General features: G+C 45.2%; 13 protein-coding genes. 12 read left to right on the top strand and 1 reads right to left on the bottom strand.

Annotation, left to right across the window (positions count from 1 at the left end):
* The first annotated feature begins 7 nt into the window (after positions 1–7).
* The 4 genes from NQ550_RS13270 to NQ550_RS13255 are packed head-to-tail and all read left to right on the top strand — an operon-like array spanning position 8 to position 5,174.
* The gene (locus NQ550_RS13270) at positions 8–445 is read left to right on the top strand and encodes a DUF4313 domain-containing protein (protein ID WP_015513380.1); all 438 of its coding nucleotides are present in this window, start codon (positions 8–10) and stop codon (positions 443–445) included.
* An 8-nt stretch (positions 446–453) separates the two neighbouring features.
* Positions 454–888, top strand: a complete 435-nt coding sequence (locus tag NQ550_RS13265) for a PrgI family protein (protein ID WP_008400036.1) — start codon at positions 454–456, stop codon at positions 886–888.
* A complete protein-coding gene (locus NQ550_RS13260) occupies positions 881–3,211 on the top strand; it encodes a VirB4-like conjugal transfer ATPase, CD1110 family (RefSeq protein WP_330366308.1) in 2,331 nt (776 codons plus the stop codon). Before NQ550_RS13265 ends, NQ550_RS13260 begins: the two co-directional genes overlap by 8 nt.
* Before the next feature lie 31 nt (positions 3,212–3,242).
* A complete protein-coding gene (locus NQ550_RS13255; protein ID WP_008400034.1) occupies positions 3,243–5,174 on the top strand; it encodes a lysozyme family protein in 1,932 nt (643 codons plus the stop codon).
* A gap of 134 nt (positions 5,175–5,308) precedes the next feature.
* Here the strand turns inward: NQ550_RS13255 and NQ550_RS13250 are convergent, their stop codons facing one another.
* Entirely contained in the window at positions 5,309–5,665 is a 357-nt protein-coding gene (locus NQ550_RS13250; RefSeq protein ID WP_008400033.1) for a helix-turn-helix domain-containing protein, read from the bottom strand.
* A gap of 588 nt (positions 5,666–6,253) precedes the next feature.
* On the opposite strand from NQ550_RS13250, the gene NQ550_RS13245 reads away from it, so the two are divergent.
* The 8 genes from NQ550_RS13245 to NQ550_RS13210 are packed head-to-tail and all read left to right on the top strand — an operon-like array spanning position 6,254 to position 13,381.
* Positions 6,254–7,036, top strand: a complete 783-nt coding sequence (locus NQ550_RS13245; protein WP_008400030.1) for an ABC transporter ATP-binding protein — start codon at positions 6,254–6,256, stop codon at positions 7,034–7,036.
* Positions 7,026–9,176 carry an ABC transporter permease gene (locus tag NQ550_RS13240; RefSeq protein WP_008400029.1) on the top strand — a complete coding sequence of 717 codons (2,151 nt, stop codon included), beginning with the start codon at positions 7,026–7,028 and terminating at the stop codon, positions 9,174–9,176. Before NQ550_RS13245 ends, NQ550_RS13240 begins: the two co-directional genes overlap by 11 nt.
* 29 nt (positions 9,177–9,205) lie before the next feature.
* Positions 9,206–9,889 carry a response regulator transcription factor gene (locus NQ550_RS13235; protein WP_025577041.1) on the top strand — a complete coding sequence of 228 codons (684 nt, stop codon included), beginning with the start codon at positions 9,206–9,208 and terminating at the stop codon, positions 9,887–9,889.
* Positions 9,886–10,977: a sensor histidine kinase gene (locus tag NQ550_RS13230; protein WP_008400027.1), complete on the top strand. Its 1,092-nt coding sequence runs from the start codon at positions 9,886–9,888 to the stop codon at positions 10,975–10,977. The genes NQ550_RS13235 and NQ550_RS13230 overlap by 4 nt, the downstream gene beginning before the upstream one ends.
* Entirely contained in the window at positions 10,934–11,446 is a 513-nt protein-coding gene (locus NQ550_RS13225; RefSeq protein ID WP_008400026.1) for a hypothetical protein, read from the top strand. The genes NQ550_RS13230 and NQ550_RS13225 overlap by 44 nt, the downstream gene beginning before the upstream one ends.
* Before the next feature lie 22 nt (positions 11,447–11,468).
* Positions 11,469–12,155, top strand: coding sequence for a DUF6619 domain-containing protein (locus NQ550_RS13220; protein ID WP_015533393.1), 687 nt, complete (start codon positions 11,469–11,471; stop codon positions 12,153–12,155).
* Positions 12,156–12,202: 47 nt separating this feature from the next.
* Entirely contained in the window at positions 12,203–12,631 is a 429-nt protein-coding gene (locus NQ550_RS13215; protein ID WP_044944563.1) for a metal-dependent transcriptional regulator, read from the top strand.
* A 30-nt stretch (positions 12,632–12,661) separates the two neighbouring features.
* On the top strand, positions 12,662–13,381 hold the full coding sequence (locus tag NQ550_RS13210; protein WP_008400022.1) for a winged helix-turn-helix transcriptional regulator: 720 nt from the start codon (positions 12,662–12,664) through the stop codon (positions 13,379–13,381).
* Positions 13,382–13,522: the final 141 nt, after the last annotated feature.

Below are 13,522 nucleotides of genomic sequence, written 5' to 3'. Positions count from 1 at the left end.
GAAAAAAATGGAAGAACCAAAGACACTGAGCTACGACTGGCAGTATGGCCGGGAGGAATTATTTCTCAGGGTAGACAGTTACATGAGCGATGACAATCTCTATATCGGGCTTTACCATATGGAAGATGGATACCCGGAAAGCTTTGCAGACCTTACGGTAAACCTGCCTTTTGCTCCGCTGGGCGGTATCAATGAAGCCTATATCGACCACAATTTCAGCAAAGAAAAGCTTCGTTTTATAAAGCAGCATAAGCTGGGAACGATACAGCCGGATACCGCATCCTCCGGTTACTGCATCTTCCAGAGGGTTGCATTCGACCTGAAAAAACTGGCAGAGCTTGATCCGGAAGGAACAAAAAGATTTATGGAAAGAAATGGCATCCGGCAAAGGGATGTACCAAAACAGAAACAAAAGAAAAAACAGAGATTACAAAGAGAAAGGTAGGAAACAACATGGAAGTGAAAATGAATAAAGAAATCCGAGACTATCAGGAGTCAATGTTCTGGGGCTTAAGCTTCCGGCAGTGCTTATTTTCGGTACTGGCGATCCTGGCAGCCCTTGGAATCTATTTTGTCACCCGGAAATATGCCGGGGAACAGGTAACCGGATGGCTGTGCGTGCTTGGGGCGGCTCCCTTTGCAGCCTGCGGCTTTTTCCGTTACCACGGCATGACGGCAGAACAGTTCGCATGGGCAGTCATCAAATCCGAACTGCTGTACCCGAAACGGCTGGTATTCAAATCAGAGAACCTGTACTTTTCCTGCATGGAAGAGAGCCTGCGGCTGGGTGAAAAGATGATGGGAAACGGAGCGGAACTTCTGGAAAAGAAGCGGACGAAACAGAAGAAACCAAAGAAGCGAAGAGGAAGGGGTGATGCCTTTGATTAAAACCCTGAGTCAGACACTGAAACAGGACAAGGAAAAATTTAAAGTACCGAAGTCTGTCCAGCAGGCCATCCCGATTCGCAAGATCTGGCCAGATGGTATTTTTCAGGTGGAGAGCAAGTATTCCAGGACATTCCGGTTTACGGATATCAACTATTCCATTGCCAGTAAAGCGGATAAGACGGAAATGTTCCTGGACTACTCTGAACTTTTAAATGCACTGGATTCTGGCTGTACGGCGAAGATCACCCTGAACAATCGTAAGATCAACAAGGAAGAGTTTGAGCAGTCCCTGCTGATCCCGATGAAAGGGGACGGTCTGGACGAGTACCGGAAAGAGTACAATGACATGCTCCTTTCCAAGATCTCCGGTACCAACAACAGTATCTACCAGGAACGCTATCTGACCATCAGCGTCCACAAGAAAAACATCGATGAAGCCAGAACCTATTTCGCACGTGTGGGAACGGACATCATCACCCATCTGGCCAAGCTGTCCTCTATTGGGGAAGAGCTGGATGCAGAGCAGAGGCTACAGATCTTCCGGGACTTTTTCAAGGCAGACGTTCCACAGAGTTTTCCATTTGACATGAAAGCCTTTGCGAAAAAAGGACACAGCTTCAAAGACTGGATCTGCCCGGACACAATGGAATTCCATAACGACCATTTCAAGCTGGGCGAGCAGTACGGCAGAGTCCTTTTTATGGAAGATTACGCCAGCTATGTAAAGGATGAGATGATCTCCGAACTGTGCAGCCTTGGCAGGAACCTGATGCTGTCCATTGATATCATCCCCGTACCGACAGACGAAGCGGTGCGTGAGATCCAGAACCGACTGCTGGGCGTGGAGACAAACGTCACCAACTGGCAGAGACGCCAGAATGCCAACAATAACTTTTCAGCCGTAGTTCCCTATGACATGGAGCTGCAGAGAAAAGAGACCAAGGAAATGCTGGACGATCTGACCACCAGGGATCAGAGGATGATGTTCGGCATCCTGACAATGGTACATATGGCAGACAGCAAGAAACAACTGGACTCCGATACGGAAACCCTGTATTCCATTGCGAGAAAACACCTCTGCCAGATGGCAACTTTGAAGTGGCAACAGGTCGATGGACTGAATACCGTCCTGCCGTATGGCCTGCGGAAAATCGATGCAGTGCGTACCCTTACTACAGAATCCACCGCCGTCCTGATCCCGTTCCATACGCAGGAAATCATGCAGCCGGGAGGCATCTATTATGGGCAGAATGCCGTCAGCAAAAATATGCTGGTGGCAGACCGAAGGAAGCTGTTAAACGGCAACTCTTTCCGACTGGGTGTCAGCGGCTCCGGCAAGAGCTTCTCGGCAAAAGAGGAGATCGTAGACCTTGCCCTTTCCACGGAAGATGACATCCTCATCCTCGATCCGGAGTCGGAGTTTGCTTCTCTGGTGGAAGCCTTAAACGGAGAGGTCATCCGGATCTCGGCAACCTCGGATACCCATCTGAATGCACTGGATATGGATTCTGCCTATGGCAATGACCGAAATCCTCTGATTGAGAAGTCAGAATTTATCCTTTCCCTGTTTGAGCAGCTCGTAGGAGCCGGAAACCTTTCGGCAAAGGAGAAATCCATCCTTGACCGCTGCACCGCAGATGTGTACCGGGATTATATGAGGGGCGGTTACAAAGGGCAGGTGCCGACCTTAAAGGACCTGTACCGACAACTCATGCTCCAGCCGGAGGAAGAAGCCAGAGGGCTGGCTCTGTCTTCGGAACTGTTTATCAATGGCAGTCTGAACACCTTTGCCCAGGAAACCAATGTCAACACGAAGAGCCGTATCATCGACTATGACATCCGGGAGCTGGGCGAACAGCTGATGCCCCTTGGCATGCTGGTCACATTGGATTCGATTTTTAACCGTGTGATCCAGAACTGGAAGAAGGGAAAAACGACATGGATCTTTGCGGATGAGTTTTATCTGCTGTTCCGCTATGAATACAGTGCGGACTTTTTCTACCGCCTGTACAAGCGTATCCGTAAGTATTCCGGATTTGTAACCGGACTTACCCAGAACGTTGAGGAACTTCTGAAATCCGATACCGCCCGCCTGATGCTGGCGAACAGTGAGTTCCTGATCCTTTTGAATCAGGCTACCACCGACCGGGATGAGCTGGCGGCACTTCTGAATATTTCAGACAATCAGTTATCCTACATCACCAATGTGGGTGCCGGCCATGGTCTGATCCGCTGTTCCGGGAATCTGGTGCCGTTTGAAAATTCGTTTCCAAGAAATACAAAACTGTACCGCCTGATGACAACCAAGCCGGGCGAAGCGTAAGAGCGGGACAAGCCGGGACTGGAGGTGAGAGATGAAGGATATCAAAACCAAAGAAGTTACAACAAAACCAAAGACCAAAAATCCTGCCTCCAGAATCCCCAAGGAGCTGATGCGGACGGCCATACTGGAGAGCAAGGAAAAATCCCAGACCATCGCAAATGCCAGGGACAATGACATGGGAGAACAGTCCCCATCCGAATATGCCAGTGGGAAAGTCACATCCGCAGAGGAATGGGCTGCAAGAAAGACAGGCAGAACTGTAACCAGAGCCGGAAAGACAGCCGCACAGACTTCCTACGAGAAGATCAAACAGAGAGCCGCTGGCAAAAAAGAAGCGGAGAAAGAAACCGCCAGAGGAACAGGGGACACACAGACCGCCAATCCTGCCAGCCGGGAAGCTCAGGAAGCACAGATCCGGGAAGTACAGATCCAGGAAGCCCAGCGGCAAAAGGTGGTTTCAGATGCCGTCAAAACGAAAGAGCAGAAGATCCGGGCTGCCAGGGAGACACCAAGAATCCAGAACAGACAGGAAATAGCAGAAATGAAGCAGCTCTCCATCCGAGAACAGAGCCGGAAGAAGGAAGCAAAAGATACAGTAAGGCAGACCGCCATCCGACAGAAACAGCCGGAAACCATTCGGATTAAAGAAAAACCAAGGAAACAGCCGGAGCCGAAAACCATACAGAAGCGTATCATCAAGACGGCTCCCCAGTCTGCGAAGATCAGCGTCCAGCCAGAGCAGAAGCTCCGTGCGGCCAGCTCCAACGCCCTGACAGCCCGGATGCAGAAGCAGATGGAACGAAGGGCAGCGAAACAGGCGGCGAAGAAAGCAGCCTTGCAGACTTCTGATGGAATCCGTCGGATACAGAAAACGGCAAGGGCAGGGGAGAATACATTCAAGGCAGCTAGGGCCGCCGTGGAAGTGGCAGCGAAAACCGTGCAGTCCATGATGGCTGCACTGGGAGCCGCCGGAGCAGTTATCGTTCTTTTATTGGTTATCATGGTTGGAATCATTGGCGGTGCGGCATTTTCAGGAAGCTCAGAGAGCAACGAAGCATTGAGTCAGGAAGTCCTTTCCTATACAACAGCTATCCAGAAATATGCCAACCAGTACGGAATCCCCGAATACGTTTCCGTGATACAGGCAATCATGATGCAGGAATCCGGCGGCCGGGGAACCGATCCCATGCAGAGCAGTGAGTGCCCATACAACACTAGGTACTCCAACAGTCCCAATGCCATCCAGGACGCAGATTACTCCATACAGGTAGGAATCCAGTATTATGCAGACTGCCTGAAGGAAGCCGGATGCACCAGTCCACAGGATATGGATAAGCTGAAACTGTCCCTGCAAGGATATAACTACGGCAACGGATACATAACGTGGGCGATACGGAAGTATGGCGGTTACAGTGCCGAAAATGCCCTGCAGTTCTCCAACGAGCAGGCGGCTTCGCATGGATGGAGTGCCTATGGCGACCCAGAGTACGTCCCACATGTCCTGCGGTATTATTCCAGCGGCGGATTGTTTGCCGGCCTGTTTGGAGGCAGCGGCCAGATCGTATCGGTGGCACTTACCCAGCTTGGAAATGAGGGAGGCCAGAAGTTCTGGTCGTGGTATGGCTTTGACAGCCATGTGGCATGGTGTGCCTGCTTTGCCAGCTGGTGTGGGGATCAGGCAGGACTCATCGAGAGCGGCAAGATGCCAAAATTCTCCCTGTGCGATGATGGAATCGCATGGTTCCAGAGCAAGGGAAAGTGGAAAAGCCGGGGATATTCCCCAGCACCCGGAACCCTGATCTTTTTTGACTGGAACGGGGACGGAACCTCAGACCATGTGGGAATCGTGGAGAAAACCGAAGGCAGTACCGTATACACCGTAGAAGGAAACTCCAGCAATGCCGTGAACCAGAGAAGCTATAATATTAATAACGGAACAATCATGGGATATGGTATACTTTGAAAATAAAAATATAAGTTATAACCTATGAAGAGAAATTTGATATGTACAAGTTGACTTTTTTATTTGATTGAAATTTTAATTTTATATGAAATGAAAAGAACCAGTGAGAGAATCGTTAAATTTCACTCACTGGCTCAATTCGTTTCAAATTTTTCGGACAACTCTGTCAGTTCTTTCACCGTTTCCTGGGTGTGATGCAGCAGGGTGTCACGCATTTCTGGCGGACAGCTGGAATAAAGCATTTTCATCTGATTGACACCCGCATCCTCCAGAGAAACATCTGGATTTATAAGTGTATCTAAAGAGATGTGCAGGACCTTTGCCAATGCTCTCAAAATCAAATAGGAAGGATTCATTTTCCCTTTTTCGATATTGGCGATTTGCTTTACAGAAACATGGCTCAGATCAGAAAGTTCCTGTTGTGTCAGTTCTTTATTCTTTCGGGCTTCCCGCATTTTTTGCCCTAAAGCAGTTAAATCATCAATCGGCATAATCGTTCACCTCAATAATATCGTATCGTTCCGGTTTATGTGATGGAATGACCTTATTATGCCGGTTAATGGGCTTGATTATACCGATTATAAAACTGAGAATACAAATTCCATTAAAGAGTAATGAAGGATGCAAACTTACCTGTATCCGTGACAGCATCCGGCGTGGTCTGAAGCAGCTGGCAAAGTATTTTTAGGGTAGAATAACAGAGGGCGCAAGGTCTCAAAGTGCTTCTGCATAAGACCTTGCGCCCTACCTATTGTAGTAGCCTTAGAGGTGTATTTTGTAAAGCTATCTTTGAGTGAAGAAACATGATCTTTATCAAGAAAATTTGTTTCTTTCGGATATGTTTATATAGTTCCACTTGATAGCCAAAATAATTCATAACTATTACCTTGAAGCGGGCAAGCACATCGGATAGAATAAATATAAAGAAAAGCAGCGGCGATCTGGCACAAACGTCACATCGCCGCCCTTTAGCATTTAGCATAGAAACCTTACATCAACTGTAAGTGGTTTATCTTCCTGCCATGCAGTAAAATATAATCAACAACTAATCAAAAAGCGAAAAGGCAAAAGGTGATAATATGAATTGCAAAGAAAAACTTTTGGAAGTCCGAGATATACACAAGGTATATACGAAAGAGGGTGTTCCTACAAAAGCTCTTAATGGCATTACCTTTGATGTTCTTGATGGCGAATTTTTGGGGATCATGGGCGCAAGCGGATCAGGAAAAACGACCCTGCTAAATTGCATTGCTACGGTTATTAAACCGACCTCCGGGCAAGTCCTGCTTTCCGGCGCAAATGTGAGTTCCTTTGATAGCGAAAAACTGGCTGAGTATCGGGGCAATAAAATAGGCTATCTGTTTCAGGATTTTGCTTTGCTTGACAACTTGACTGGCAGAGAAAATATCCTGCTGCCGCTTTCTATCCATAATGTAGATATATCTGCTGCGGAGAAGAAGTTGAATGACATTGCAGGACTTTTTGGAATCACGGATGTGCTCTCCAAATTTCCGGCGCAGATGTCAGGTGGTCAAAAACAGCGCGTCGCTGCCGCCCGCAGTTTGATTTCCGACCCCGATATTATTTTGGCAGATGAGCCAACTGGGGCATTGGATACAAAGGCAGCGCGGTTGCTTATGGAAAAACTGTGCGAGATCAATCACGGTCGCGGACGCACAATTTTGATGGTAACACACGACCCGAACGCTGCAAGTTTTTGTTCCAGAATCCTATTCATACAGGACGGTGTGATTTTCCATGAGCTGCGCCGGAAAATTCCGACTGAAACACGGGAGGAATTTTATGCGCGTATCTTACAGGTAATGGCACAGATGGGAGGAGGGAGTGCAAATGTTCTTTAACCTTGCGTGGCGAAACTCCAAACGAAACCGTAGTGAGAACCTGATTTATTTTCTTACTATGGTTACAGCTGTAGCCACATTTTATATCGTCCTCTCCCTTGGAAGCCAGGACGTGATGCGCTTCTTGGAGGAAATCGAAAGTGACGCTGTTAATCGACTTCTGACAATGCTAATGCCGACGGTTTATCTTTTTTCGCTGCTGTTTGTATTTTTCCTTGTCATTTTTGCGAACAAATATCAGCTTGAATGTAGGAGCCGGGAATTAGGGCTTTACCTGATGTTTGGAATGACAAAGCGACACTTGTTTATTCAAATCATGGCAGAGGGGCTAATCACATCACTGCTGGCTCTTTTGGGCGGACTGATCTGCGGCGGCTTTTTATCAGAGGTAATCAGCCTTGCTACGGCACGGCTTGTAGGTCGCGGCATAATTGCACATCAGTCAAGTTTTTCTGTGAGCGCTGTTCTCTTGACAACGCTTGGATTTCTAATGATTCAAGTTGTCGCGTTGTTCATCCTTTGTGGAAAACTATTCAACAAAGAAATCCACCAACTCCTTTATGGAGAAATGGCGAAGAAACAGCAAGTTGGAAAAATGAGTGGGAACTTATTTTCCCTCATTCTCGGAGCGGTAGTTTTGACGCTTGCATATTGGGTAATCCTAAAGTATTTCATGGTTGCTGGCGGTATGATGATAATTGTTGCCGTGATATTAGGTATTGTGGGAACAATGCTTTTTATCCGTGGGCTTGCAGGCTTGCTGAGCGCAGCGGCGGCTTCTGTGAAACGCAACACAACACACGGTCTATATATTTTCACTCTGCGGCAGTTACACGAAAATATAGTCCACAAGTATATTTCAATCGGTGTTGCATCTATTTTGATTATGCTCACTATCATGCTCATTGCGGACGGATCAACCCGCATTATGTCGTATGGGAACCAAATGACGCGGGGATCTTCTGTTTACGATTTTACCGTCACGGGCAATGAAGCGACTGTTGAAAAATACCTTTCGGGTAAGCAAATGCAGCCCTATGTGGCTGATTTGAGCCGCATGGAAACAGGAACAATGAAACGCCCAGCTTCCGTGAAAGCGAACTCTTTTATAGATTGGTCCGGGCTGCGTGAACAGGTTGTTTTGAATCTGCCGCCAGAAGTAGAAGATCCCGTCACACAAGGAGCTACAAGCTATGAGTTCAGTCCCAATCAACCAGCCGCGCTTAACCTTTTAGGGTGTATTGATACTACGGGAGCTTCGCCATTTTTAATTCCCGTATCTTCATATAACGAATTGCTGGAAGCAGCTGGAGAAAAAACTATCGTTCTTGGAATCGACGAAGCTGTATTCTATCTTAACCCGGATTTTCAGGGGAGTACAAAAGAAGAAACCACCACCATGTTGAACCAGATTGCGGAGGACGCACGGGCTAATGGTAAAGTCTTGATTTCTATTGACGGACTGCCAATTACGCTTATCCCGTTTGTGCCGATGAAAGGCTTGACTGCGGATGAAAACGTAAAAATCATAACCGCATTGATTGTTTCCGATGAAGTATATTCTGAATATGTAAATCCAGACACCGTTACCGTTTATCACAATTTCTGTATTCCGAGCGAAACTGTGGAAGCTGATGGCCTGATGGTGTCGATTATGGAAGCCCGTGACCTGTTAAAGCCCTCTGGCCTGTACTGCGAAAGCTATTTGGACAATTTCGGACGGCAACTATTTTATGTCATTTCCGGCAGCTACACGACCTTATACATGGGTTTTATGCTTCTAATTATCGCTTGCGCCCTACTTGCCCTGCAATTCCTAACCCAAATGCGAGAAACAAAGGCAAGGTATGCGACACTTTCTATTCTGGGCGCACGACGCGAACAAATGAAGCGTTCCATAAACCAACAGGTGCTATGGTATTTTCTGCTCCCGCTGTTTCCTGCGTGTATCAGCGGTACAGTCGGAATTTGCGCAATGCAGCATTACCTATACTCTAATATGGCAAAACTGCAACAGTCTTATCCTATGCTGCTCGTTATGGCGCTTGTCGTTGTTTGTATGCTTGCATTGTACGGTGTGGCTATTGCGCGGACAGCAAACCGTGAAATCAGCAAATTAAATTGGAAGCCAAATGCTTAATGGGCTTATTCGGGAAGGAGGTGTTCATATTGGCGCAAATTATTGTGGTTGAAGATGATGTATATATGCGGGAAGAATTGATTGATGTGTTGGAAAAAGCGGGATATGACGCTGTTCCTTTGCTTGACTTTGAAAATGCCGTATCACAGATAATGTCTCTTTCCCCGGACTTGATTTTGCTCGACATCAATCTTCCTTTTCACTCCGGCTTTGAAATCTGCAAAGAGGTAAAGGCCAAACAGCTTGGGACTGTGCTGATATTAACTGCAAGAGATAAATTACAGGACGAGCTTCACGCTTTGGGATTAGGGGCGGACGATTACCTAACAAAGCCATGCAACACGGAACGGCTTCTTGCCCGCATTAAAAACCTCTTGCGCCGCAAAGAAGAACAGATGCAGCAGGGATTGCTTAACGGGGGCGGCTTCCTGCTTGATCCAAACACTTTTACGCTCTATGCAGGAAAGAAATCTTATGTTCTTCCGCAGAATGAGGGGAAAATACTTCTCACCCTTTTGAAAAGCAGCCCGAACCTTGTATCAAAGAGCGACCTGTTTCATGTGCTTTGGGGAACAGCGGAGTTTATAGACGAAAATGCGCTGCAAGTCAATTTTACACGACTGCGGAAAACGCTGCGTGAAGTTGGACTTGATGATCGCATTGAAACGGTGCGCGGGCAAGGCTACCGTTTGAAAGAGCAGGTGGAAGTATGAAGAAATTTAATACTCTCTTGACCTATGTATCGTCCAATCGTATTTGGTTGATTACTCTTGGCTGCTTGGATTTGTTCTTTGCGTTTCTGGCATGGGTGGCTTATCCGGGGGATTTTTTGAGCCTTGTGGGGCTAATGATATTTGTATCACTTGCCGCGTTTGTCATCCCCTTTGTCATCTCAATTCATAAACGCAGTAAAATTGATGCCGCTTTTCGGCGCTTTCTGTTAGAGCCGGACGACACAAACGAATACCTGTTGTGTGAAAGTGCCCCCGCGTCAATGCGCCCATATATCCATGAATTAGCCCATCATCTGAGAATGCAAGAGGGGTATGTGAACGAACAGCAGTTAAAGGTTGCCAACTACGAAAGTTATATTGAAAATTGGGTGCATGAAATCAAGAAACCTCTGTCCCTTATGACGCTTCTTTTAGATAATCGAAAGGTTGAGATGTCACCGTTGGTGCATACTCGTATGCTATATGTACGCGACCATGTGCGGCAGAACGTAGAACAGATTTTGTACTTTTCACGTCTTGGGGCGGCTCACAAAGATTGCTATTTTGAACCAATTCTGATCTTAGAGACTTGTCGGGAAGCGGTTGAGGACAATTTATCCTTGCTTGAAGAAGCCCAATTTTCTGTCACATATTCCGGGAACGACTGTAACGTAATTTCTAACAAAAAAGGCTTTATGTTCATTTTGGGACAGATTATTAGCAACAGTGTAAAGTATGCTGTGAAGGACACCGCCCCCGCTATTCAATTTTCAGTAACGGATAATCCAGAAAGCGGGCAGATTACTCTATCCGTCAGCGATAACGGAACAGGTATACCCGCGTCTGATCTGCCGTTTGTTTTTGATAAGGGCTTCACTGGGGACGCAGGAAGCTTTTTAAGCCGCTCCACAGGTATGGGATTATATTTAGTGCAGAAAATGGCAAAAGATTTAGCGATAGATTTACAAATCACATCACAGTTGTCATGCGGAACAACCATTATTCTGATGTTCCCCAAGGTGCAATATCCAGTCAGGAGGTTTGATGATGCAACAGCAGATTCGTACGCAAACACCAAAGAAAAATAAGCCTGCGGCTTCTCTGATTATAAGTTGGCTGATTATCTTGGGCGTATATTTACTTTTGCGCCTTGTCTTTGTTATCTTCGGATTTCATTTGGCACCAGTTGTTTTAGGTGGATGTTTAGCTGTTCTACCTTACATTGCGGGAGCGTTTTATCTTTTTAAGACACCAGCGGCACATCGGGTGGGAGGTTGTGTGTTAGGAATTTTACTGCCGTCCATTGTAGAAAAACTCGTTCTTTATTTTTTGGGTGCGTCCCTTTACGGAATACCTCTGGCAGATGTCAGCGGAGTAATGAGCAGAATTGCAGCGAATGAGCCGTTCACACACATTTTTTCTAATCCGGCAGCACGCTATATTCTTAATCTATCATTTTTTGGATGGCAGTACATTGTCGGCAGTATTGTCGTATGTGCAATTCTGATTTTAGGCATGATGGGTATTCAAAAAAGAAAATCATGTTCTCGAACGTAAGGAAAACTGAGGGGATTTGTAAATGAGCAGAAAAATAGTGATGACACTCGTGTGCATCCTTGTATTGGGTCTATCTGGGTGTGGAGATACACTCACTCTTAATCAATACAATACGAGTGAAATTTGGTATATAGCATATACAGACATTGATACAGTTTGTGAGAGCAATGAATTAACCGCAGATGGCTCCAGCATTTTACATTCTGAGGAAGATTATCTTCTGCTTTCATATGTAGTTGACAGCAATATTGAAATTACAAAAGAGCTAAAGGATGGGGGATGGGACCATTTGATCCTGACAAACCCTCAATGGATAGATCGCTTTGGTGATCCCAGCAAGTTAAAACCTGTGGAATATGGCAGTTTGGCAAATAGCATGCAGGAATTTTTAGATGTTCAAATGCCTATATTGACTGCTGATGGAAATGTATTGCCTGATGGAGTGGGACTATATCAATATGATGGAGAGACATTATTGGCATTTCCGGTGCATGTGGCGTTGGGCGCAGCAGAGCCGATAGAAGCAAAAAATCCATTGATTATCCTTGTGGATAAACCGGCACAAAGTCTTAAAGCGAGTAGCTGTATGTTGCCGCTGACTTCAAGCGGAAATGTCCTGTTTGCAGAAGGAGAGAAACTTCAAGAGTCATTTGACGAGAGCAAACTAATTGACTATGGATCGATTGAAGAGTTTCAGATGAATCATTAAAGTGAATCTGAAATGTGGAAAACAGTAGCTTAGTATAACAGAAATAGCTGCCGCACGACGGCAAAAGAAAAAAAGCCGTCGTACAGCAGCTAGAATCCGTGCTTATACTTCAAAAGAAACTCGGTATGGTGCGTTCCGTGGATGTTGCCCGGTACATGGAAGTTTCAAAACCCAGCGTATGTTACGCAGTAGGAACTTTACGAGAGGGCGGTTTTTTGACAACAGACGAAAACCATTATATACACCTGACCGACCTTGGCCGGGATGTGGCCGAAAAAATTTACGAACGCCATTGCTTTTTTACTTATCAACTTATAGCCGTTGGAGTTAATCCACAAACTGCAGAAGTGGATGCTTGTCGCATGGAACATGCAGTCAGTGATGAAAGTTTTCAAAAACTGAAAGAGCATGCGATGAGAGGGATTGCTGCACAAAAAATTGACAATACATTTGATAATTTTCCTGTGAAGAAATAGAAAATGTTGCTTTGCTAAAATAGATTAAATATGAAAGACACAAAATACAAGATATTAGCATATTTTGACAATCAATCATATCGAAAACTATTCAATGAGGTAAACTCAGATTATGCAGAAAATCTACAAATTTTACTGCATAATTTGAGTTTATTTTCTTATGATGTGCTTATAATAGGAGTGATCCTTTATAAAGAGAACATAAGTAATATTATATCTGCTATTAGAAAAATAACGCAGATACCAATTATTATTTTGACGGATGCTTCCTCTTTATTGTGTATGTCATGGAAAAAAGAATTAATATACGCTGGTGCAGATTGTGTAATGGATATAAATAGCACTATAGAAGAAGTAGATCTGCAGATTTTTTCATTGGCACGACGAAATAATAAACAAAAAATAACTCAAAAGCAATCCGAAACGATGATTGATAAGGGAAAACTTGTAATGGATCATAAGAAACATAAAGTATTTTGGAATAATGTAGCGTTACATTTAACACGACAAGAATATAATTTTTTATACTTATTAGCGGTGACACCGATGAGAGTATACACATTTGAACAGATTTACCAGCTCGTATGGAAAGATTATTCTGTTGGTGATATTAAAAATATCATCTGGTGTCTGGTAAAGCGATTGAGAAAAAAGTTGAATGTCGTTGAAGACGGTGCCGGGAATTGCATTGTCAGTGTCAGGGATATAGGTTACAAATTTGAATTGAATAATGAAAACGAACAGCAGTAAGGCGAATAATCCGTAAAAAGATTGTTCGTCTTATTTTATTTGTGCTGGAAAGAAGGTGATAAAAATTGACCGTCAATTGACAGGTTTCTGACCGTTAACTGACAGGTGCATCCGATACACTGTGCCTTTGTAAAGATATGA

Source organism: Blautia wexlerae DSM 19850, assembly GCF_025148125.1.
Classification (GTDB): Bacteria; Bacillota; Clostridia; order Lachnospirales; family Lachnospiraceae; genus Blautia_A; species Blautia_A wexlerae.
This window is presented reverse-complemented; position numbering and strand designations above follow the sequence as displayed.

What these genes read in the sequence shown, in the direction of transcription:
- NQ550_RS13230 (WP_008400027.1), top strand. Translation starts at nt 9,886, where the DNA reads ATGAAGAAATTTAATACTCTCTTGACCTATGTATCGTCCAATCGTATT.
- NQ550_RS13270 (WP_015513380.1), top strand. Translation starts at nt 8, where the DNA reads ATGGAAGAACCAAAGACACTGAGCTACGACTGGCAGTATGGCCGGGAG.
- NQ550_RS13245 (WP_008400030.1), top strand. Translation starts at nt 6,254, where the DNA reads ATGAATTGCAAAGAAAAACTTTTGGAAGTCCGAGATATACACAAGGTA.
- NQ550_RS13210 (WP_008400022.1), top strand. Translation starts at nt 12,662, where the DNA reads ATGAAAGACACAAAATACAAGATATTAGCATATTTTGACAATCAATCA.
- NQ550_RS13250 (WP_008400033.1), bottom strand. Translation starts at nt 5,665, where the DNA reads ATGCCGATTGATGATTTAACTGCTTTAGGGCAAAAAATGCGGGAAGCC.
- NQ550_RS13265 (WP_008400036.1), top strand. Translation starts at nt 454, where the DNA reads ATGGAAGTGAAAATGAATAAAGAAATCCGAGACTATCAGGAGTCAATG.
- NQ550_RS13240 (WP_008400029.1), top strand. Translation starts at nt 7,026, where the DNA reads ATGTTCTTTAACCTTGCGTGGCGAAACTCCAAACGAAACCGTAGTGAG.
- NQ550_RS13225 (WP_008400026.1), top strand. Translation starts at nt 10,934, where the DNA reads ATGATGCAACAGCAGATTCGTACGCAAACACCAAAGAAAAATAAGCCT.
- NQ550_RS13255 (WP_008400034.1), top strand. Translation starts at nt 3,243, where the DNA reads ATGAAGGATATCAAAACCAAAGAAGTTACAACAAAACCAAAGACCAAA.
- NQ550_RS13220 (WP_015533393.1), top strand. Translation starts at nt 11,469, where the DNA reads ATGAGCAGAAAAATAGTGATGACACTCGTGTGCATCCTTGTATTGGGT.